The 23,611-nt window shown below is 46.4% G+C and carries 16 protein-coding genes and 1 CRISPR repeat array; of the genes, 10 read left to right on the top strand and 6 right to left on the bottom strand.

Annotated features, from left to right (window positions below):
- Positions 1–41 precede the first annotated feature (41 nt).
- From QT979_RS12920 to QT979_RS12910, 3 genes are all read left to right on the top strand, one after another.
- The gene (locus tag QT979_RS12920) at positions 42–998 is read left to right on the top strand and encodes an Rpn family recombination-promoting nuclease/putative transposase (RefSeq protein ID WP_333209366.1); all 957 of its coding nucleotides are present in this window, start codon (positions 42–44) and stop codon (positions 996–998) included.
- A 107-nt stretch (positions 999–1,105) separates the two neighbouring features.
- Entirely contained in the window at positions 1,106–2,764 is a 1,659-nt protein-coding gene (locus QT979_RS12915; protein WP_333209364.1) for a CTP synthase, read from the top strand.
- Between the two features lie 477 nt (positions 2,765–3,241).
- Positions 3,242–3,664 (top strand): hypothetical protein, encoded by a 423-nt coding sequence (locus QT979_RS12910; protein ID WP_333080303.1) that lies wholly within the window; start codon positions 3,242–3,244, stop codon positions 3,662–3,664.
- 183 nt (positions 3,665–3,847) lie between these two features.
- Here the strand turns inward: QT979_RS12910 and QT979_RS12905 are convergent, their stop codons facing one another.
- The 4 genes from QT979_RS12905 to QT979_RS12890 all read right to left on the bottom strand — a co-directional run bounded on the left by QT979_RS12905 (position 3,848) and on the right by QT979_RS12890 (position 7,305).
- A complete protein-coding gene (locus tag QT979_RS12905) occupies positions 3,848–4,735 on the bottom strand; it encodes an ROK family protein (RefSeq protein WP_333209361.1) in 888 nt (295 codons plus the stop codon).
- Positions 4,736–4,960: 225 nt separating this feature from the next.
- Positions 4,961–5,668: a tetratricopeptide repeat protein gene (locus QT979_RS12900; RefSeq protein WP_333209359.1), complete on the bottom strand. Its 708-nt coding sequence runs from the start codon at positions 5,666–5,668 to the stop codon at positions 4,961–4,963.
- 166 nt (positions 5,669–5,834) lie between these two features.
- Complete coding sequence (locus QT979_RS12895) at positions 5,835–7,058, bottom strand: murein transglycosylase A (protein WP_333310344.1); 1,224 nt, start codon at positions 7,056–7,058, stop codon at positions 5,835–5,837.
- Positions 7,051–7,305: a hypothetical protein gene (locus QT979_RS12890; RefSeq protein ID WP_333046692.1), complete on the bottom strand. Its 255-nt coding sequence runs from the start codon at positions 7,303–7,305 to the stop codon at positions 7,051–7,053. Before QT979_RS12890 ends, QT979_RS12895 begins: the two co-directional genes overlap by 8 nt.
- A gap of 591 nt (positions 7,306–7,896) precedes the next feature.
- On the opposite strand from QT979_RS12890, the gene QT979_RS12885 reads away from it, so the two are divergent.
- Positions 7,897–8,136, top strand: coding sequence for a hypothetical protein (locus tag QT979_RS12885; RefSeq protein WP_333228519.1), 240 nt, complete (start codon positions 7,897–7,899; stop codon positions 8,134–8,136).
- Positions 8,137–8,729: 593 nt separating this feature from the next.
- A complete protein-coding gene (gene carB / locus QT979_RS12880) occupies positions 8,730–12,041 on the top strand; it encodes a carbamoyl-phosphate synthase large subunit (RefSeq protein WP_333310402.1) in 3,312 nt (1,103 codons plus the stop codon).
- Positions 12,042–12,223: 182 nt separating this feature from the next.
- Here the strand turns inward: carB and QT979_RS12875 are convergent, their stop codons facing one another.
- A complete protein-coding gene (locus QT979_RS12875) occupies positions 12,224–12,478 on the bottom strand; it encodes a DUF6737 family protein (protein ID WP_333209353.1) in 255 nt (84 codons plus the stop codon).
- 52 nt (positions 12,479–12,530) lie between these two features.
- Complete coding sequence (locus tag QT979_RS12870) at positions 12,531–13,133, bottom strand: Uma2 family endonuclease (protein WP_333209351.1); 603 nt, start codon at positions 13,131–13,133, stop codon at positions 12,531–12,533.
- A 244-nt stretch (positions 13,134–13,377) separates the two neighbouring features.
- On the opposite strand from QT979_RS12870, the gene QT979_RS12865 reads away from it, so the two are divergent.
- The 5 genes from QT979_RS12865 to QT979_RS12845 all read left to right on the top strand — a co-directional run bounded on the left by QT979_RS12865 (position 13,378) and on the right by QT979_RS12845 (position 20,441).
- A complete protein-coding gene (locus QT979_RS12865; RefSeq protein ID WP_333080292.1) occupies positions 13,378–14,040 on the top strand; it encodes a VWA domain-containing protein in 663 nt (220 codons plus the stop codon).
- Positions 14,041–14,258: 218 nt separating this feature from the next.
- Positions 14,259–15,044, top strand: coding sequence for a PP2C family serine/threonine-protein phosphatase (locus tag QT979_RS12860; RefSeq protein ID WP_333209349.1), 786 nt, complete (start codon positions 14,259–14,261; stop codon positions 15,042–15,044).
- 203 nt (positions 15,045–15,247) lie between these two features.
- Positions 15,248–15,940, top strand: a complete 693-nt coding sequence (locus tag QT979_RS12855) for a hypothetical protein (protein WP_333209346.1) — start codon at positions 15,248–15,250, stop codon at positions 15,938–15,940.
- A gap of 349 nt (positions 15,941–16,289) precedes the next feature.
- Complete coding sequence (locus QT979_RS12850; protein ID WP_333209345.1) at positions 16,290–18,059, top strand: NACHT C-terminal helical domain 2-containing protein; 1,770 nt, start codon at positions 16,290–16,292, stop codon at positions 18,057–18,059.
- A 264-nt stretch (positions 18,060–18,323) separates the two neighbouring features.
- The gene (locus QT979_RS12845; RefSeq protein ID WP_333310342.1) at positions 18,324–20,441 is read left to right on the top strand and encodes a DNA-binding protein; all 2,118 of its coding nucleotides are present in this window, start codon (positions 18,324–18,326) and stop codon (positions 20,439–20,441) included.
- 279 nt (positions 20,442–20,720) lie between these two features.
- Positions 20,721–23,523: a CRISPR direct-repeat array (repeat unit 37 nt; unit sequence GCCGCAATTAACCAAACTCCCTATCAGGGATTGAAAC).
- Positions 23,524–23,611: the final 88 nt, after the last annotated feature.

Raw genomic sequence — 23,611 nt, 5'->3', positions numbered from 1 at the left:
TCTAACCTCAACCTCTCAATCTCTAATAAATTGAAAAAGCCATGAATTTTATTAACCCCAAAACCGACTTTGCATTTAAAAAAATATTCGGCTCTGCTGACAGCAAAGACATTTTGATTAGTTTCTTAAATGCCATCCTCTACGAAGCGCAGCCAGTTATCGAAGATTTAGAAATTCTTGACCCTTATTTAGCTCCCAAAATCAAAGGAGTCAAAGATACTTACTTGGATGTTAAAGCTAAAATTGGTGGCAGCAAAACAGTGATAATTGAAATGCAGGTATTGAATGTAGAATCCTTTGAAAAGCGGATTTTATACAATGCTACCAAAGCTTACTCAGTGCAATTGAAAAGCGGAGAAAACTACAATCTGTTAAATCCCGTGATTGCCTTGACGATTACAGATTTCCAAATGTTTGAGCATCTGGAAACAGTGATTTCGCGGTTTTGTATCAAAGAAAAAAACAATCGGGTCGAGTATTTGGCGGATGAATTAGAATTTGTATTTGTTGAGTTGCCCAAATTTGACAAGACTTTAGCAGAATTAGAGACTCTGACTGACAAGTGGATATATTTCATGAAAACCGCTCGGACTTTAAGGTCTGTGCCGGAAGAGTTGGGAAATGTACCGGAACTCCGCAAAGCTTTTGCAATTGCCAATGAAGCGAATCTCGATCCGGATGAATTGGAAGATTTAGAAAGGCGAGAAATTTTTATTCAAGACCAGCGCGGGGCAATTACCAAAGCTACCAGAATCGGGATAGAACAAGGAATCAGACAAGGCATCGAACAAGGCATCGAACAAGGCATTAAACAAGGAAATGTGACATTAATTGTTCGTCAGTTGGAGCACAGTGTCGGCGTGCTGTCGCCGGAGATTCAAACTCGCATCGCTCAGTTATCCGCTCAGCAATTACAGAGTTTAGGAGAGGCGCTATTAGACTTTGCCAGTGTGTCAGATTTGACAACTTGGTTGCAAGCACATAACAATCGTCAATAATTTGGTCAAATGGGTGTAGGGGGCAATCCCCCGTGGTTGCCCTTATGGATTACCTATGTCACATTTGAGTCTGACCTGACATTGAAACATCTAAAGTCGAAAATCCTATGAGCAAATTTGTGTTTGTGACTGGCGGCGTGGTTTCCAGCATCGGCAAGGGTATTGTCGGTGCTTCCTTGGGCCGCCTATTGAAGTCGCGGGACTATTCTGTCTCGATTTTGAAGCTAGACCCCTATATTAACGTTGACCCCGGCACTCTCAGCCCGTTTCAGCACGGAGAAGTTTTCGTGACGGAAGACGGTGCGGAAACTGACCTGGATTTGGGGCACTACGAGCGTTTTACCGATACTTCCATGTCTCGCCTCAATAGCGTCACCACGGGTTCCATTTATCAAGCGGTGATCAACAAAGAACGCCGCGGCGAGTATCAGGGGAGTACGGTGCAGGTGATTCCGCACATCACTAATGAGATTAAAGAGCGAATTCACCGAGTAGCCAAAAATACTAATCCCGATATCGTGATTACGGAAATCGGCGGAACAGTGGGAGATATTGAATCTTTGCCATTTTTGGAGGCAATTCGCCAGTTTCGCAAGGATGTCGGCCGGCAAAATGTTGTGTATATGCACGTGACGCTGATACCTTGGATTCCTTCGGCTGGGGAGATGAAAACTAAACCGACTCAGCATTCGGTGAAGGAATTGCGGTCGATCGGCATTCAACCAGATATTTTAGTCTGTCGGTGCGATCGCCCCCTGTCTTTGGGCATGAAACAGAAATTGTCGGAATTCTGCAACGTCCCGGAAGAATGCGTCATCACATCTCAAGATGCTAAAAGTATCTACGAAGTACCCCTGATGATGGAACAGGAAGGTTTGGCCCAACAAACGCTCAATTTACTACAAATGGAACATCGCCAGCCAGATTTGCATCAGTGGCAAACTTTAGTCAACAGGCTTTACAGTCCCAATCACAAAATTGATATTGCTTTAGTTGGCAAATACGTGCGGTTGAACGATGCTTATCTTTCGGTAGTCGAAGCTTTGCGACACGCGGCAATTGCGATCGGCTGCGACCTAAATTTGCACTGGATTAACTCAGAAGATTTAGAATCGGGAAACCTCGATAATTATCTCAAAGATATCAACGGCATTCTTGTACCGGGAGGTTTTGGGGTTCGGGGAGTGGACGGCAAAATAGCGGCGATCGAATATGCCAAACACCATAAAATACCCTTTTTAGGATTGTGTTTGGGGATGCAGTGTGCTGTGATTGAATGGGCGCGCCACATCGCACAACTAGAGGATGCCAACAGCGCTGAATTTGACCCGGATACATCAAATCCGGTAATTAATTTATTGCCAGAACAGCAAGATGTAGTCGATTTGGGCGGTACAATGCGACTGGGTTTGTATCCGTGCCGTGTCAACCCAGACACGCTAGCTTTCAAACTTTATCAGAAAGAAGTGATTTACGAGCGGCACCGCCATCGGTACGAATTTAACAACGCCTACCGCAATCTTTTCTTAGAATCAGGTTATGCAGTCTCCGGTACATCTCCAGACGGCCGATTAGTAGAAATGATCGAATTTCCCAACCATCCCTTTTTCATAGCCTGCCAATTTCACCCCGAATTCCAATCTCGACCTAGCACCCCCCACCCCTTGTTTCAAGGGTTTATCCAGGCCGCTAGCATCCAGGGAAAGCAGGATGTTTTAGAAGATGAGGGTCGCGACTTGGTGGCTGGGAAAGTTGTCGCAAACTGATCTCATATCATGTGCGATCGATTAGTTCTGATATATTAGATGTCTGTAGGGGCGGTTCAGAGTAGACAATATTCAAATCGCCCCGACAATGGACATTACAAAACCCGCCCAACAGACCAATAGGATTTGATAGGGGTCGCACTTATCGGACTAGATATCGGGCAGCATTCTCAACGAGTGAAAGACCTCACCCCCCAACCCCTATACTAGGGCTGGGGGGCTAGTACCGCAAGGCAGAAGGCAGAAGGCAGAAGGCGGAAGGCAGAAAGCAGAAGGTAAAAATTTGATATTTTTACTTAACTTTTTACGGATTTCAAGGGTGATACCAGTTTCCCAAAAAAATGCAACTTTAGGCAACTTCCCAGCCCAGATAGTCATCAGTCATGCCCAATCTAAAATCTACAATCTAAAATCTAAAATGGTAGGAGTTGTCAAACTATCCTAAAATACCAGGAAACACAGGTTTGAGGAGGCTTTGTGGCTTATTGGAGCAAAATTACTTATGAGAAAAGTACATACATAATTGACCTTGACACTATTAGTGCTTTTTCTAGCGAACTGGATAACAAGCGTCTCACCTTTTGGCTGCCTAATAGCAGTCAGCCGATTATCCTCAATCCCCAAGGCAATTATGAGGCTTACAAGCAAGTTCTCGATTACCTCAAAAAAACCATTGATCGCAATTCGAGAGGTTCGTGGATTAAAATTCATTATGACCGCAAAGAATTTGCGATCGATATGAGTCGAATTAGCTCTTTTGCTTGCGAACAGAACGGTCGGCTAAGCTTTTGCCTGCCTGACAGCGCAACTAATATTATTATCCTCCGCCAAAACAACCCGGAAACTTATCAAGAAATTCAGGAATACATTAAAAATACGACTGGACAATCTCTGCCATGAAGCAGTAATTAGTCATTAGTCATTAGTCATTAGTTAGAAGCATGAACAATGAAGGATGAACGGAGGCTATGTTTAGTAACTCCTCACATTCATTTTATTTTTTTTAGCTAAAGTGCTTAGGTGGCACCCTAGTTTTAGATATTAAAAAAGCGCAGTAAAATGCGCTGCTTTTTTAAATTTTAACTATTGAACAAGCTGCCAAGCTAATTTTGCTGCCCCTACCATGCCTGCTTGATTGCCCAATTCAGCCACCAATAACTGTAAATCTTCGCGAGAACTCGGCAGTACACGTTGCTCAATTTCTTCTCGAACCTTCGGCAAGAAAAATTCTGCACCTGCACTAATTCCACCGCCGATAATAATAGCTTCCGGCGTCAAAATATAAATGAGACTTGCCAAACCGATACCCAGATAGCTCCCGTAATTTTGCCAAAATTCTAAAGCTTGGGCATCTCCAGACTTAGCTAAATTTGCTAATTCTATAGGTTCCAAACCCGTTTCCCGGCGAATGGCTTGCACCGAAACATACTGTTCTAAAGAACCGCGATTGCCGCTGTTGCACTCCGGGCCGTCGGGATTTATAGTAATCAATCCTAGTTCTCCGGCCGCGCCTTGATGACCTACAAATAGTTTATCGTCTAAGATAACTGCACCGCCGACTCCTGTACCTAAAGTTAGTAAAATTAGATTTTTAAAGTGCCTTCCTGCACCCAACCAAGCTTCTCCCAATCCGGCACAGTTGGCATCATTTGCTAATATTGTCGGCAGTCCGGTTTTAGCTTCTAACCAGTCAGCGAGGGGGACGTTATGCCAGTTTTTGAGGTTAATTGCTACTCTGGCTATGCGGCCGGTGGCATCTGCGGGGCCTGGAGTGCCGATGCCGATCGCACTTACAGCATTTTCGGTCGGATTCAGTTGTAAAATAGCATCGGTCATTGTAGCTAAAACTGCTTCTGGCGTTGCCGGTTGAGGGGTTGGGACAGTTAAGGATTGGTGGCAAATGCCGTCTTCGCTAAATCTGCCGAGTTTAATTGCGGTTCCGCCTAAGTCAATGCCGATTACTTGTGTCATTCGATTTGGGTTTGGGATGCAAGGATCTGGGATTAATCCTAATAGTATAAACCTATTGTAGGGTGCGCCATGCACCTCTTATCAATTAAGTTTCTAGTGAGGACTTCAGTCCTAAAACTCCTATTTTCACTGTATGATAATTAGCGACGGAAACTGCGCTTAATTCTTAATAGTATCATGCCGATCGCAATCCCTAGCAAAAATTCTGGATACAAGCGAGTTCGCCTATTGAATTTCGCCTAACTTACGTTGCGCTACCTCTCGGTTGTGCAAAGCATCGTGATAGTCTGGTTGGAGAGCAATTGCCTGGGTATAAGATGCGATCGCATCTTCAAATCTTCCTAAATTATACTGCTCATTCCCTCGATCGCACCACGCCTCAGCCTCTACATTAACTTCCAATTCTTCCCCCGCAGCCTCAGCGCCTCTGCGGTTCAATTCCCCAGAAAAACCCAAACCATCCCCAACAAACACCGCCTCAATCACCCTCCCCTTTGTATCCTCCTCCTCAACCTCCGGCAGCGGAAACCGTGTCAATATCTCCCGCCCAATTTGCCTCGCCACCTCTGACAATTCCCCGCTGCCAATTCTACCTAACAATACCAGCCGCTGCGCTAATTCCTGAAGCGATGCCACCGCATCCGTAGCAGCGGTATCATCATGTTCTCCCTCTAACAATCTTTCCCCAAACCGTCGCAGCCAAGCAGCCAATTCACCATCTTTAAGGCGTTTTGCGATTAAGAATCCCGCTACATCGCCTCGACTCCAGCCAGCATTCACCCCTTCCAGGATTTCCATGAATTTCGACTCGTATTCCGCGTCAGTTACGGTTGGGCGGATGGGGGTATTTCCCGGCGGTGGGGTGGGTGGGGTTGGGGTTCCGAACAGCCGCTGAATTAGTCGTTTGAAGAATTGCAGAATTTTGTTGAGCATTTGTGAGGTTGAGAGGGTGGGGTATTTTCTATTTTATAGCAATTATCAAAACTTGGATTACATATAGATTGTCCGCGATATCTGTAGGGACACGGCAATGCCGTGTCCGGGATTGCGATGCACCGCGAACAATCACATGAAGTAGAATTAATTAATTAGAATTAATCTACTTTAAAAGCGGATAATACAGTTCTCCTGTTGAGTTGATATAACCGGCCCGATCGCCCGCTAAATCCCCCGTTCCCATAAATACGTCAACTCTCCCCGCGCCTTTGATTGCACCGCCCGTATCTTGATCCAAAACGTACCGATTCACGGCATTTTGTTCGAGTTGTCCCGCCGCATTCGGGTAAGGGAGTTTTGTACTAATTAATGCTAGTGCACCGGGGGGCATTAAGGCTTTGTCGGTGGCGATCGACCTTTCGGCAGTTACTGGCACTCCAATGCTTCCTGTGGCTGGAACTCCATTAGTATCCCGGAAGAATACAAAGCTTTCATTTTTCGGCAAATACTTGTTCATATCTGCGGGAAAGTTGGTGAAATATTCCCTTAGTTTCGGCAAATTTAACTCTTCTAAAGTAAACTTTCCGTCTTTAACTAATTCTCGCCCGACACCTGTATAACTGTGACTGGTTTTGCCTGCAAAACCGACGGTCATCACACTACCATCTGTTAGCTGCAATCTCGCAGAACCTTGGACGTGCACGAGAAATGCCTGGAATCGATCGCGCAACCAAACTAATTCTAATCCTCGCAGCAATCCTTTACTTGCCTGCAAAGCATCTTCGCCTTCTAATTGCAATCTTGTCGGGTGAGGTTTCGGCCAAGATGCCATGTTTGGTGGCATCCGGTACAGGGGATAACGGTATTCGGAATTAGGCGTGCGAGATGCTGCGTAAGTCGGCTCGAAATAACCTGTAAATGCGACTGTTCCTTTGCCATCTTTGCCCGTAGATTTGTAAAATACAAATTCGCGCTTGACTGATTCCTGAAGTTGTGCGGGGGTTGTGGAACTGACAACTAATTGGCGGAATCGATCGAGGGAACGCCGAACTCGATCGCGCGTAACTCCTGCTACTGGATAGCGGCTGTAAGCAGTGGCGGCGGCCGATGTATTGAGATAGCGGAGGCTGTGGTCGATCGACCTTAACAGCAATTCTTTATCGCCCGGTTTGCCATTTTCGCCCCAGATTTGAGCGTCAAAGGCGATCGACTCCAACTCACTCGCTTGTAATTGATTTACACTCATTGGTTGCAGAGATGGAACTGCAACGGCGGGCACCGAAAAAGCGATCGCCAAAACGCAACAGGCGAGCGCTAATATCTGATAGCGGAAAATTTTGCTCAATTTCCAATCTTTCCTACTCAATTGATTATTTTCCTTATTCATCGAATCTCTCAACGCTAGAAGTAAATACCGGTTCCACGCGAATTGCGAGAACGCTGGTAGGCCGAACTACCATGTATTCGCCTTGAATATTTTTGATCGGGACATTAACAAATTCTGACGAATCTTGTTTGGGAACCAGAGTTTTATACCACTGTTGAAAATCTTGCAGCGTTGAAAAACGGATTTCTTCGCGGTGGCCGCCCTCAAGCAGCAGGTGTACGGAATATTCGCTGGGTGTTCTAGGCATAGGAGATGGGGAGAGTTGTTGCAGGACAATCTAAAATCTAAAATCTAAAATCTAAAATTGATGTGGTTGCCCTCAAGCAGCAGGTGCACGGAATATTCGCACTTGAGTTCTAGGCATATCTGTATTTCAGATTTTTGATTTTAAGCTTTTGGAACGATTCCATATTTTACCTCTTCCTCGGCGCATTCCCTCATCTAGTAGGTTGGATTGAGGGAGAGGGAGAGACGGGAGAGGGGGAGAGTGGGAGAAGCGGAGGGTGGGACAGACCGGAGAGTTGTTGCAGGAAAATCTCAATCTAAAATCTAAAATCTAAAATCTAAAATCGATTGACGGCGGCCCCCATCTGCGGCTACGCTGTGAAATTAAGGCTGCTTTGCTCAAAGAGGAAGCAGCCCACGTCGCTCAAAAATCTAGTTGCACTGCCCAAAGCTGCTACCAACAGCAATGGACAGCTACCGCCAAACTGAGTAAGCAGTATGGAGGCTAATGGAGAATTTTAACATTCTCTGTAGCCGCCCTGCTCTGTGTTAACGTGCGGGGCGGCTGGGTTTTTGGGTTTTCCTAGAAAACCAAAAACCAGGAGACCATATTATGTCACAGGAATTCCTACCTGACGATAACTTTTCCGCGCGTCCAAATGACGACTCAGCATTATCCGAACAGGAAGTCGTGCGGATCACGGTTGTCGGTTCCCGCGCAGCCGTGTTAGAAACCATCCACACCTTGTACCGACTAGGATTTGCCCAAGTCGGCGATTGGAGCCCGCCACAGCGAGGTGCAAAGCCGGGACAAGTGATAAGCGTACTCATTCGCCGATCGCGCAAAGCCTAAAAATAGGATCAAATGCGGTAGGGACACTCCAAGATCCCTTCTTCGTGTCAACAATCGCCTGAAACCATTGATAAATCTCGCTTTTAGCTAAGTCTAGATCCCCCTAAATCCCCCTTAAGAAGGGGAGTAGGGGTTGACTTTGAGAATACTCTTGTCCCACCCCCTACTCCCCTTTTTAAGGGGGGCTAGGGGGGATCTAGATTTAATACTCAAACAACAGTCTGTGATTGGGTTAGACGTTAAGTTGGCACCAATGGGTTCTTGGAGTGTCTCTACAATGATTAATCGTGCGGAATACAGGGATTGTGTATTTTAGAACACGATTTGACCGCAACACTTAAAATAGTCTTGATTTACCGATCGACTGCACCCTTTTCTCATCAATATTTCTGGTTAGCTGGGGGTGTCTGTGGGCCGGAGTTGCGAGGTTCTGCTTCCAAAATGCTGAGAATGGTGCACAATTTCAAATTAACAACAAAACTTGCACTATTTTGAGTAAGCTTTGGGGGGAACAGCTTAGAAAGCCTGTTTCTAAGACTGATGCAAAATATCAAATTAATCCTCCACCTTGTCCAATTACTAATTACGAACCTATGCCCCGTCGTCAAGACTTAAAAAAGATTCTTCTTATTGGTTCCGGCCCAATTGTTATCGGTCAAGCGTGCGAATTTGACTATTCAGGGACACAAGCTTGCAAAGCTTTGCGAGAAGAAGGTTTTGAAGTAGTGTTGGTGAATTCCAACCCTGCAACGATTATGACCGATCCGGAAACTGCCGATCGCATTTACATCGAACCTCTAACACCTGCCATCCTCGAACAAATCATTGCTAAAGAAAGACCTCAAGCAATTTTACCAACAATGGGCGGTCAAACGGCGCTAAATTTAGCAGTTGCCGTCGCTAAAAATGGCGTTTTAGAAAAATACAACGTCGAGTTGATTGGTGCTAAGTTGCCAGCAATTGAAATGGCAGAAGATCGGCTATTATTTAAGGAAGCGATGGCGCGAATTGGTGTCGCCGTTTGCCCTTCTGGAATTGCCAACACTCTCGACGAAGCCAAAGCAATTGGTCACCAAATCGGCAGTTATCCGTTAATTATTCGTCCTGCTTTTACAATGGGAGGCACGGGAGGCGGCATTTCTTACAATCAAGAAGAATTTGAAGAAATGGCACAAGGCGGGATTGATGCCAGTCCAGTATCGCAAATTTTAATCGAACAATCTTTGATTGGTTGGAAAGAGTACGAACTGGAAGTAATGCGAGATTTGGCAGATAATGTGGTGATTATTTGTTCGATCGAGAATCTCGACCCGATGGGCGTCCACACCGGCGATTCTATCACCGTCGCCCCGGCGCAAACTCTCACAGACAAAGAATATCAGCGCCTGCGAGATGCTTCGGTGAAAATTATTCGCGAGATCGGAGTTGAAACCGGCGGTTCCAATATTCAATTTGCCGTCAATCCTGTTAACGGAGATTTCATCGTTATTGAAATGAACCCTCGGGTTTCCCGTTCCTCCGCCTTGGCCTCGAAAGCAACTGGTTTCCCTATTGCAAAAATGGCGGCAAAATTAGCGGTAGGTTACAGCCTAGACGAAATTTCCAACGATATTACCAAGAAAACTCCGGCGTCTTTTGAGCCGACAATTGACTACGTGGTGACGAAGATTCCCCGATTTGCCTTTGAAAAGTTCCCCGGTTCCGAACCGACTCTAACAACGCAAATGAAGTCTGTTGGGGAGGTAATGGCGATCGGGCGCAGCTTCAATGAATCCTTCCAAAAAGCCCTGCGGGGATTGGAAACAGGCCGCGCAGGTTTCGGGTGCGACAAACCGGAAAAATTGCCGAGTTTGGAACAAATTCGCGCCGGATTGCGGACGCCAAATCCCGATCGCATTTTTACAGTTCGCCACGCGATGATGATGGGAATGTCGGTGGAAGATATCTTCGAGTTTACAGGAATCGATCCTTGGTTTTTGGATAAAATGCAGGAATTGCTGGAAACTGAGAAGTTCTTGAAACGAACGCGGTTGGAAGAGTTGACAAAAGAGACAATGTTTGAAGTAAAGCAATTGGGTTTTAGCGATCGCCAAATTGCTTACGCCACCAAAACATCGGAAGATCAAGTCCGCGCTTACCGTAAACAGTTAGGCGTAATTCCGATTTACAAAACAGTCGATACTTGTGCCGCTGAATTTGAAGCGTTTACACCGTATTATTATTCCACCTACGAGGCGGGAGCGGCAATTTGGGAATTGGGCGATGAAGAAAAGAAGATTTCGCCTGTAGGCCACAGTCTCGCGCCGGAGTCGGAAGTTTTGCCTTCTAGCAAACGAAAAGTGATGATTTTAGGTGGCGGCCCGAACCGGATCGGACAGGGAATTGAGTTTGATTACTGCTGCTGTCACGCTTCCTATTCCCTAGGAGAAGACGGCTTTGAGACAATTATGGTCAACTCGAACCCGGAAACGGTTTCGACGGATTACGATACGAGCGATCGCCTGTATTTTGAACCGCTAACAAAAGAAGATGTTCTCAACATCATCGAAGCCGAAAATCCGGAAGGAATAATTATTCAGTTTGGCGGACAAACCCCGCTGAAATTAGCGCTTCCTTTACAAAAAGCCCTCGAAAATCACCCCGATGTACAAACAAAAATCTGGGGAACTTCGCCGGATTCCATTGATACTGCTGAAGACAGGGAGCGATTTGAAAAGATTCTGCGGGAGTTGGATATTCAGCAAGCTGCTAACGGTTTAGCCCGTAGTTTTGAGGATGCTTTAATAGTAGCTCAACGGATCGGTTATCCGGTAGTGGTGCGACCGAGTTACGTGTTAGGCGGGCGAGCAATGGAAATTGTTTATTCCGATACGGAATTGGAACGTTACATGACCTATGCCGTGCTAGTAGAACCAGATCATCCGATTTTAATTGATAAGTTTTTGGAGAATGCGATCGAGGTGGATGTCGATGCGATCGCCGATGTTACTGGCAATGTGACGATCGGCGGTATTATGGAGCACATCGAGGAAGCGGGAATCCACTCCGGCGACTCTGCTTGTTCTATCCCTTACCAAACGCTTCCTGATGCAGCTTTGGTAACAATCCGCCGCTGGACTGTAGAATTAGCAAAATCCCTGAAAGTCATCGGGTTGATGAATATTCAATTTGCTGTTCAAGGGGAAGAAGTTTTCATTTTGGAAGCTAACCCCCGCGCTTCTCGAACAGTGCCTTTTGTCTCCAAGGCGATCGGAGTTCCCTTAGCAAAAATGGCCTCGCGAGTCATGTCTGGCAAAACTCTAGAAGCTTTGGGTTTTACTGAAGAAATTATACCCACTCATGTTTCGGTAAAAGAAGCTGTATTGCCCTTTGCTAAGTTTCCGGGAACTGATACCTTGTTAGGGCCAGAAATGCGATCGACCGGCGAAGTCATGGGAATTGACACCGATTTTGGCAAAGCCTTTGCCAAAGCTCAATTAGGTGCTGGACAAATGATGCCGCTGTTGGGAACTGTGTTGGTTTCGATGCGCGATCGGGACAAACTAGCAGTTGTACCCGTTGTCAAGGAATTCTTAGAATTGGGTTTCAGAGTAGTCGCAACTCACGGAACACGCAAAGTTTTGCGAGAGCAAGGTTTAGAGGTAGATTTGGAATTGAAACTGCACGAAGGGCGGCCGAATTTGTTGGATTCGATCAAGAATGAGAAAATTCAACTAATTATCACCACACCTTCCGGCGAAGAATCTCGATCCGACGGCATCTTTATCCGCCGCACAGCTTTGACTTACAAAATCCCGATTATTACCACAATAGCCGGTGCCAAAGCGACAGCAGCGGGAATTCGATCGCTCAAATCCCACCCGATGGAAGTAAAAGCAATTCAAGACTATTACCCGCAAAATTAGACTGCGAAACACCCTATGTTTAGGGCGTGCAGTGTACACCTTACTTACAACGTAGGGTGTGTACCGCGCACCGCCCAAACCATTGGTCTCAACTTAAGGCAACACCCACACTCCGGCAGGGGTTTAAATCCCTGCCGGAGTGTGGGGTTAAGCGGTAAACATAGGGTGCGCGCCACTAAAACCTAATCTGCATCGGAATCCAAAACTTCGCCAGACAGCATCAACCTCGGCCAAACTAACAAGAAAAAACCCATCCAAGCTAATAAAGGAATCGCGACTAAAACAGTTATCCAAACAGTTTTTAATAAAAACCAACTACCGCTGATCAGGCTAGTACCAGTTAAAAGAATCGACCAAGGCTGGCACCACCAAGGTTTGTAACTCCAAGGACTCATAGCTTTTTGATTAGAAAGTTTTTTATCAGAAATAGATTTCATATTTTTAGTGATTGTTTATGGAGAATAGTCTGACTAGCTGGATTAACGGAAGTTAAACATTCATCACCTCTTCTGCTGTCAACGTTAATTCGGGAAAAGTCCGCGACACAATTCGTTCGCTGCCTTTAAACGCGCTTCTTTGATAGTTGCCATCTGCATCCAAAAGGTGAACAAATACAGTTGGAACTTTGGGATTTCCCAGAAATTCCCTGCTGCCAATTGCTAAATAATCGACAATCCAATACTCAGGAACTCGGAGGCGCCGATACTCGTCCAATTTGTCTATATAATCGTCCTCCCAATTTGTTGATGTCACTTCCACTGCCAATTGAATTGGTTCCCGCAATGCAGCATAAGCAGAACGGTTCGATCGCCACAAATCGCGATCGATGACGCTGACATCCGGCCTCCGCCCTTGTTCGATGCCGGTTTTACTTACAGTTCTGATAACGGCGGTATTTTTGACTACATAATTTAAACTTAGCCGTTTAATTTCATCTTTAAATGAGTCAGAGGTAAAATCAGCAACATCCTCATGATTTCTTGTGGAATTCATCTCTACAATTTCTCCATTTACCAGTTCATAGAGTCCATCTTCTGGACATTCTACAAGGAATTGGTCAAAGGTTAATTTTTGCGTGACTGTTGCAATCATAAGATTTATCCTTATTTTGCAGTAATACTATTAGTCTATATTACCACAGGCAGGAAGAAATTTGTTTTTGTGACGGCAGACATCCAATTCTCAAATCTAAAATATACAATCAAAAATCAAAAATCGATTCAGGTAAGTGGTAAAATGCGATCGCCCTAGCAATTTGCACTTAAATTTGTTACTGACTTGATACAGTAAAGTAACAAACCTAGAAATCGAGCCACTCCCAGGTCAACCCCGAACCATGAGACTAGACGAAGCCGTAGAATTTGCCGAAAACCCAGAGCCGCGCTGTCCCTGCGTCCTCCTGCTGGACACCTCCGGCTCCATGCAAGGCGCACCCATAGATGCCTTGAATGAGGGGCTGGAAATTTTTAGGAATGACCTAATTAAAGACGAACTAGCTAAAAAGCGAGTCGAAGTCGCGATTATTTCATTTGACAATCATATCAAGGTCGTGCAAGACTTCGTGACCGCCGACCAGTTCGAGACGCCACTGCTGACAGCTCAAGGACAAACCCACATGGGCGCAGGGATTCAGCTAGCATTAGATACCATTGCGGCCCGCAAATCCGAATACCGCAACAACGGCATTACCTACTACCGCCCGTGGGTATTTATGATTACCGACGGCGAACCTCAAGGTGAATCAGACGATGTTGTGGAAATAGCAGCACAGCGGATTAAAGAGGAAGAAATTAATAAGCGCGTGGCATTTTTTGCAGTCGGAGTGGAAGGTGCTAATATCACCCGTCTGGCGCAAATTGTCGAGCGCACGCCTGTAAAGTTGAGAGGACTAGACTTTAGAGAGATGTTCATCTGGCTTTCGGCTAGTATGCAGAGGGTTTCTCACTCAAAAATTGATGAACAAGTAGCACTGCCACCACCCGGATGGGGAACTGTTTAGGTATTAGTCATTAGTCCTTAGTCATTGGTCATTGGTCATTAGTCATTAGTCATTAGTCATTGGTCATTAGTAAGAGTGCCGTGTCCCTACGGCACTGTCGTGTCCCTAGAATGGCTAGTACCTACGAACCCAGAAAAGTGCTGTAATTAGGGATAAATAAACCCGTTCAGACTTTGCAGAGTTGTGAATTTACGAAGTTTTGAGTTAAAGAGTTATTAATGCAGAATTCATCCTTTAATTGGCAAGTTGTAGCGGCATCGGTGATAGGTACGAGCCACGAAAAAAGATCGCAGCCTTGTCAAGATGCCCACTGCTGGCGTCTCTTGCCAAACGGTGTTTTAGCGGCAGCGGTTGCCGATGGTGCGGGTTCCGCAGCACTCGCAGAAGTTGGAGCAAAAATTGCTGTGGAAGCGGTTGTTGAAACGATTTGCCAGCAACAGGAAAGGCTGCCTGAAAATGACGATGAATGGCAGGTATTCTTGACAGCATCACTGCAAGTTGCGCGGGCACAGGTGGAAGCTGAAGCGGCAGTGCGGGAAGTGGCGGCGAGAGATTTAGCCTGCACTTTAATTGCGGTTGTTGCTACGCCGGAATTAATCGCAGTTGCTCAAATCGGCGACGGTGCGGCGGTAGCAGGTGATAGTGCAGGAAATGCGATCGCCCTGACTGTACCTCCCTGCGGCGAATACATCAACGAAACTATCTTTTTGATTTCGCCGAATGCGATAGAAACAGCGCAATTTCAGGTACTGCGGGAAAAACTGCGACACTTGGCCGTTTTTTCCGACGGCTTGCAAATGCTAGCCCTCAAAATCCCGGAAGGCACGCCGCACGGGCCGTTTTTTGCGCCTTTGTTTCGGTTTTCTGGCGAGTGGAAAGAAGAGGAAGATGCGAAACAACAGTTAGAGTCATTTTTGCGATCGCCCCGTGTTTCCGAACGCACCGATGATGACTTAACATTATTGTTAGCAACTTTTTCGAGTTCGGAGGCACAGGAAAATTAAAAATAGACATTTTGATAGACATTTTGCCAAAGCCAACACCCCTCTGCGTGGATTGGCGTTGATTTGCGATTAAAAATTTCCGATTCTGAATTTTGCAACAAGTCTAATGCGTTCAACCTCATCAGCGGTGAAAATTTGGCGCGGTTCTATAATAAAATCGAGGTGTCAACAATTCTGCTTTAGTTTGTACAGTAGGTCGTCATTTGCAAGCACAAGAGATTAAGGATCAGCTCAACTCCCTAATTAGCGACGCAGATCTAATAGATCCGAGTTTGGCGAGAAGATTGGATGAAATCAATCGCTGGGTGAAAGATATTAAACCCGGTTCGCTAACGGCTAAAAAATTTGTGATGGCTTTTTTGCTGCAGCTTATCCGAGATTCTCAGGTTTGGCTGGCAGTTCAATCTCTACCTTCGGAAAGAGAACAGGAAGCCGCGTTTGAGTTAATGACGCCGGGGGAAAGGTATTGGTATAGCTATCTATTTCCTAAATGGCTGAGCGAAAACGATCGCAAATTTTATATCTGGAAACAAAAACTCAAGGCCGGCAAATTCGATCCGGGTGATGATATCGTGATTCGTGCGATCGCAGCCCGAATTGTCGATCGCCAAGGCACTGTTTTGTATCGATATGTTGCAGATCTTTCTATGGCAACCGATTCGATCGTTAGCAGCCGCCAACAGCAGCCCCTCTGCATTCAAGTCACAACTCTTTCCGATGAATTCTCTGAACAAAAATATCAGAATTGGCAACAAACTCTTCAAGATTGGGGGATTGACAGAGGATTATTTTTAAGTTATGATAAAAACGATGCAAATTTCCTGAATCAGTTAGTTAACATTGCATTATATAATAGTGATAATTTGCCCGCAGGTCGTTACCTCAAGTTCCCGTAAATCAAGCATATCTGCTGCTGAGAATAGTTCGACTGCTAAAAACTTGGTGAAAAAAATTTGACTAACTCACCTATTGCACAATTTTCGACAAAGCCAAAAACCTAACCCCCAGACTGCTTCTGGAAAAGGGAAAACAGACCAAGCTTTTTCCTCTCCTTTTCTGTCTCCGGGAGGGGTTTGCCAGACACTGGCAAGAGGTGCTTGATACGAAGGCTAAGCAATGGGAACATTTACCGCAGCAATCAATCGGGTGAAATAACTAGCAACTCGGCCTAAATTGAATTGAGATTTGATTTAATTGCGGTGAAATTGTTGGAAATAAAATCTAATTACATCAAAATCAAATACTATGACAGTACAAGGTACACATACCGTTGAAAATAACTTGCAAAAAGTCTGGGAAGAACTGGAAGCAGCCAGAAAAATGCAGGATGAATGGATGAATTACGGGGTAGATTTTGTAGATTTGTATGTGGAAGATGCGGGCGGTGATTGGTTGGAAAAGTGGGGTAAATGTGAAGAAGAATTAGAGCTAATAAAAAATAAAAAGGTAGATATTGAAGCAGTCAAAGCAGCGATCGACATTCCCAGCTTTCAGCAGACAAAACTACTGGAAATTGCCTTAAATTGCCGTTATTCTACCAGCTATTACTCCGATCGCCCAGAGGAGTCTCCCGCTTGGCAAGAGGTTAAGTACAAACGGCTGTCACTCTTAGGGAGAGCGATTTTCGCTGCTGTTGTTAGCGATTACCTCTACCGCGAATATCCAGAACTCGATCCCGATGCTATCTCAACCTTAAAAGCTCGTTTAGCAGAACCTAAAAAACTTGCGGATTTTGCACAAAAATTAAAATTAAACGAACTCAGTTGGGGCGTATGGAATGGGAAAGAAACAGAAGAAAGCGAGTACAATAGAGTTTTTTCTGAGACTGGTGAAGCTTTGTTTGGCGCGATTTACTTGGAGTTTGATCGCGATTTTTTCCGTGGGGGAAACTGGCTGATTCAGCACTTGATTGAACCAAACGTTAGCCAGCATCTGGATCTCACTCAGGGGCGACAAATAGGGTCCGAAAACGAGGTGAAACGGCGGGAAATCCTGGGGGCGGATATTCTAGATGCGATCGCGATCGACTATTTGTACAACCGCTTTCCCGAACGCAACGCCAGCCAGCTAACTCGCTGGAAAAATATGTTAGTGGCCAAAGAGATTTTTCCCAAAGAGTTTAAGGCCAAATTAGGCGGTCATTACCTAGAGTTGGAAAGCAATTTCTCGCGTACCCGCGACTGGTTGGTGGATAACTTTATCAAAACCGCAGTTGACGAACTGCTAGAGGAAAGCGAAACTCAACCAGAATATGTGATTGACAGTGCGAACCCGGAATCGCTGCCAGAATTGGTCAGCCGGATTACAGACAAAAAGTGGAAAAATGAATTTGTGAGAGTTGTCAGCATTTTGCAACCTGCTGACGAACTTTTGCTGCTGATGCAACAAAAATTAGACAGTATGGTGGCTAAAGATGAAACTTTGCAGCAGTTGCTAATCTGGGCAAATCACAAGTCTCAGTTAGTGCAAAGGAATTTTAAACCAGTCGAAATTCGCGCTTTTTATGTAGCCTTAGTTTGCGTACTTGATTTGGCTTTGACTCGCGTCCTCGATCCGAGTCTGAAGTTTGATAGATCGAAAGTTTGTAAGTTGCGAAGTTGTTTGGCAAAGGCTGGCAAAAATGTAGAATTTGCAGATGCTAACGAGTCTCTGAAATTGGCTTTTGATAATGAGGATGTGGCGTGTATCTTGGTTGGCATTTGGGCGCTGGATATTGAACCAGAACTTAAACAATTGCTGGCACAATTTCAGACTGAGATGCCAGATTTGCAAAACTGGAAAAAGTGGCGCAAAGAGTGCGGTTGCACTTGGCTGGCAAAATTCAAAACTGCGATCGGCTACAATTTATATTTGGGCCCCCAACAGAAAACTTTGCTGCAACAGTATTATTATGCCCACAACTTGCTGGTGGAATGCCTCAACAGCGATAATTGTCAGGTGACACCGGCCGTCAGACAAAAAATTGAGGATAAAATGTTGTTATTATCGGTGGATTTGAAGCTGGTTCATATTTAATTTGGATAGCGCGGACGGGCGGGACGCCCATCCCACTAATGGATGGACGGGCGGGACGCCCATCCCACTAACAGCAACAGGGCTTACCGACTCCCACCCAAGAAATCGGGTTTTTTACCGAATCTGCGGGCTGCAATGCGTCTTTTGGTGAAAAACTCGGTCTCTCCTCACCCGTGCCTAAGTCATAAGAAGGGTAAGATTTAATGGGCAAGTCAAATTTATTAAGTGATGGCTTCCAAATCCTGTATCCCATAACGGAATTCTATGCAGTTGCAGCGCCAATTTAGCGGACAACTGATTGCGATCGACACCAAAACCGCGATCGCCAGTGGGGGTGAAGGTCGCATCTACCCGATCGCCCAAGACTCGTCCCTTGTAGCAAAAATCTACCACAAACCGACAGACGAAGACGGCGACAAACTCACAGTCATGTTCAGTATGCCGCCGGATGCACCGATCGCGGAACCGGGACACGCTTCCATTGCTTGGCCGATCGATTTGCTGCATACTGTCGGCGGGCGAGAAAAAATCGTCGGTTTTGTGATGCCGCGCGTCAACAAAGTGATGCCGGTACACACTTTCTACACTCCCAAAACCAGGCGCGAACAAAAACCGCTATTTAGCTATCTTTACCTCCACCGTACCGCCAGAAATCTCGCCTCGGCTGTAAATGCCCTCCACGTCAGGGGTTACGTCATCGGTGACGTAAACGAGTCGAACATTCTGGTCACGGATACGGCGTTGGTAACGCTGGTAGACACGGATTCGTTTCAAGTCCGCGATCCTTATACGGGTTACGTTTATCGGTGTCCCGTGGGGAAACCCGAGTTTACGCCGCCGGAGTTGCAGGGGCAGACTTTCCGCGATATTGATCGATCTCCAGAGCACGATTTGTTCGGTTTAGCGGTATTAATTTTTCAATTGCTGATGGAAGGTACGCATCCGTTTTCGGGAGTTTATCTCGGTAGCGATGAACCACCGTCTTTGGAAGCGAGAATTCGATCGGGCCATTTCCCTACAGGTACGAAACGGATTCCCTACCGCCCGATGCCCGCTGCGCCTCCTTTCGAGATGCTGCATCCCCGACTGCGGCAACTGTTTATCCGCTGTTTTGAGGAAGGGCACAGCAATCCTGCGGCGCGCCCGGATGCGAAAACTTGGGTGAATGCGATTCGGGAAGCCGAAGATGCTTTAGTAACTTGCAGCAGAAATAGTCAGCATAAATACGGAAATCATCTCAGTCGGTGCCCTTGGTGCGATCGGGCAAAACTCCTGAAAGGGCGCGATCCGTTTCCTTCGCGGCAAGCAATCAGCCACGGATTGCACTTGCAGCCCGCGAAAACCAAGCGTAAAAAGCCCCAACCACCGCCCGTCGTACCCCAGCCCGCAGTGCGTCGGCAACAGCCATCCACAGGGCTATCACGCCCAATCGGCCAGTACGCAGTGCCGTTGCTACCGATGCCGATGTCTTCTCGGAGTCGGACTCCTGCGCCTCAGCTTCCGGTGGGCAAGTTTGAGCGCATTTTTCAGGATGCTGCTTGGGGTGGTGTTTGGGGTAGTTTGTGTTTGGCGGCGATCGGGGGGATTTATTCGGCAATAGCTGAGGGCGGCAGTGCTATTTTGGGGGCGATTTTTGTTGGTTCGATCTGGGGCTGTTTTTTTGGGGTGATGTGGGGGGTTTTCACTTTGCCGCCGAATCAGATTTGGCGGAAGTGGGGCGGAGTTTTGGTGGGGGCGTCTTGGGGGGCTTTTTTATTGGCGGCGATCGGCGGTGCGGTGTTTGGCGCGATCAATAGCACTCCGGGAATCGGGGAGAGGATTTTGGCTGGGGCGGGGGTTGGTGCTCTCTGGGGCTGTGTTTGGGCAACTTTTCAGCCTCCTCTGGCGCTGCCAATGGGGAGGGTGTGGGGCCGGCGGGGAGGGTATTTGGGGGCGGTCTGGGGCTCGTTTGTGGGGACTCTGGCTGGTGTTTTTTTGGGGGCTGGGCTGGTGGTTTGGCAGCAATACGGTGTCCAGATGCGGCCGGTGAATGAGTTTGCTGGTTTGTTGCTGGGTGTGGCGATCGTGGCGGCTGGTGTGGGTTCTGTTGGGGGTGTGGTTTCTGGGGGTTTGTTGGGTTTTTGCGGGTTTGCGCCGAAGTTGCCGATTTCGTTTCAGCCTTCGGGTGTCAATGGTGGGAGTTTGGGGGCGATTTGGGGCAGTTTTTTGGGGACTTTTGCGGGTACTGTGTTGGGGGCGGGGGTGTCTGCGATGTTTCCGGCTGTTAACGCTGGGGTGCCGGTGGAGTTGGGGCCTGTGGCGGGGGCGATCGTGGGGGCTGGTTTGGGGGCAATTTGGGGGGTGGTTTCGGGTACTGTTTGGGGGGCTTTGGGGAAGTGGTGATTCGCTTGATGTCTGTTTTTGGGTGGAAAATGCGTCTATGCCTAGGTGTAAAAATCGAGGTGTTAAATTTTGGGGCTATAATGTATATGCTCTAAGGGTTAGAGGCACTTCAAGCTTAACAATGGTAGACGCAATCGCTGGAATCTATGCAGGACAAGGGTTTGATGGCTGTATGAAAAGTTGGGTATTGACACGTCGAAGGCTGAAATGGTACTTTTGTTTTATGCAGACGCAAATGAACCTTGAAAACCAAATACAGCAAAGCTTCTGGAACGGGCTGCCGCAATTAACCAAACTCCCTATCAGGGATTGAAACTGGCTTTTCTTCGATACTGCCGTCGGCATGGGTGATGCCGCAATTAACCAAACTCCCTATCAGGGATTGAAACGTTAATAAAAATGGCAGTGAAGCATTGTATCCCAAGAGCCGCAATTAACCAAACTCCCTATCAGGGATTGAAACTCAGGGGAGGATCTGCATTACAGCTACAATTTGAGCCGCAATTAACCAAACTCCCTATCAGGGATTGAAACGTGGTTGGCCGGACGCAGAAATTGATGCGCTCAAGGGCCGCAATTAACCAAACTCCCTATCAGGGATTGAAACCACTATCAATAAGTTGATTACTAAGGAAGGCTTGCCGCAATTAACCAAACTCCCTATCAGGGATTGAAACATGTAGCCGTAAGGATCATCATCTACTTCGATTTGCCGCAATTAACCAAACTCCCTATCAGGGATTGAAACTTAAGACACGATTGCCACAATTCAGTCCACTTAGCAGCCGCAATTAACCAAACTCCCTATCAGGGATTGAAACTTAAGTGCATAAAAACACCCCCAGACCTATCAACGCCGAGCCGCAATTAACCAAACTCCCTATCAGGGATTGAAACGAATCCGAATCGATTCGCGAATCGATTCGAGATGGCCGCAATTAACCAAACTCCCTATCAGGGATTGAAACGTTTACAGCCATCCAGATCAGGCTGTTACCCTTGCCGCAATTAACCAAACTCCCTATCAGGGATTGAAACTTTATCGAGAAGCAGCAAGTTTTTCATTTTGGCTCGCCGCAATTAACCAAACTCCCTATCAGGGATTGAAACTAAAAACTACATCAATTGTTGGTTTTCCCCTTTACATGCCGCAATTAACCAAACTCCCTATCAGGGATTGAAACCTGTTAGTCGAGCCTCAATCGCCTCGGTTGCTGGCCGCAATTAACCAAACTCCCTATCAGGGATTGAAACACATACACGGGTAGGTAACGGGTAGGTAACTTATGGCCGCAATTAACCAAACTCCCTATCAGGGATTGAAACACACCCGTCATCACCAGAAACTAGACTTTCTGATACGAGCCGCAATTAACCAAACTCCCTATCAGGGATTGAAACAGGTCAGCGAGCTGAATTTCAATTTCCTCCCGATCGGGCCGCAATTAACCAAACTCCCTATCAGGGATTGAAACGCGAGACAACAGATAGGCTACCATATATTTATCAGGCCGCAATTAACCAAACTCCCTATCAGGGATTGAAACAGAAAATCTACCAAAACTGGCAGCGTCCGATACCTGCCGCAATTAACCAAACTCCCTATCAGGGATTGAAACTTGCTTGTACACTGCGGCGCGGATTGCTGAGGCTTGCTCTATGCCGCAATTAACCAAACTCCCTATCAGGGATTGAAACCGAAACCCATTAGGTTTCGGTTTTCTCTGTACGCCGCAATTAACCAAACTCCCTATCAGGGATTGAAACTGAGACACCCCGCAAAATACGATCGGTGAATGCCGCAATTAACCAAACTCCCTATCAGGGATTGAAACGGAATTGTGGGGGGGAGTTTATGGTTGAACGCCGTGGGCCGCAATTAACCAAACTCCCTATCAGGGATTGAAACGGTGAAAGGAACGTGCGGACGTGGTTCTCGCTCAAGCCGCAATTAACCAAACTCCCTATCAGGGATTGAAACAAAAAGGCGCGTCAGCTCAGCGTCATCGCGAGCGTAGCCGCAATTAACCAAACTCCCTATCAGGGATTGAAACCGATTACAACGCTTGGAGCCTATAAATTATGCCACTTTCAGGCCGCAATTAACCAAACTCCCTATCAGGGATTGAAACAGTGTCGAGCGAGCGATAGGATTGCTTGCTGCCGACAGAGCCGCAATTAACCAAACTCCCTATCAGGGATTGAAACATTGTTTCCAATGCCCCGCGTCAACATATCAAAGCCGCAATTAACCAAACTCCCTATCAGGGATTGAAACTTTGAGGAAAGACTTGCCAAATGATATATTCAGCCGCAATTAACCAAACTCCCTATCAGGGATTGAAACAACCTACCTAATCCTTTTAACAAACCTGACTGGCCGGGCCGCCGCAATTAACCAAACTCCCTATCAGGGATTGAAACTACGACTTCTTGATTCTCAATCGATGTTCCAACCCAGCCGCAATTAACCAAACTCCCTATCAGGGATTGAAACAAGATCTTGATATTGAACAAGCAGAAAGGATGAACAAAGCCGCAATTAACCAAACTCCCTATCAGGGATTGAAACGTGGCTGCTGGATTGGTAGCCATTCAATTTCTAAAGCCGCAATTAACCAAACTCCCTATCAGGGATTGAAACGAGCACTCGAAGTGTAACCATAAAACCCATGGGGGCAAGGCCGCAATTAACCAAACTCCCTATCAGGGATTGAAACGATGTTTTTGGAAAAAGTTCGATTGAATCTCCTTTAGCCGCAATTAACCAAACTCCCTATCAGGGATTGAAACGAAATTGTCAGTGAATCGAACCGAGTCGAATCCGAAGCCGCAATTAACCAAACTCCCTATCAGGGATTGAAACGCCCCAACTCTTGACGGGCGGGCTTTACCAGAATGCCGCAATTAACCAAACTCCCTATCAGGGATTGAAACGGATGCCCTCGCAGTGGAACAACAATCATTCAAAGGCCGCAATTAACCAAACTCCCTATCAGGGATTGAAACTCATAATCGCCTTTGACTCCGACACCAAACCGGAAAGCCGCAATTAACCAAACTCCCTATCAGGGATTGAAACTAATAAATTTCGGTTCTTCCTTACTTACTATGCTAAATCAATAGTTAAAGGCGTAAAATCAATTTAACAAATATGTCAAAATGTAAAC

It is taken from the genome of Microcoleus sp. w2-18bC1, assembly GCF_036700365.1.
Lineage (GTDB): Bacteria > Cyanobacteriota > Cyanobacteriia > Cyanobacteriales > Microcoleaceae > Microcoleus.
The sequence above is the reverse complement of the archived record's forward strand: the minus strand, read 5'-3'. Positions and strand labels throughout refer to the sequence as shown.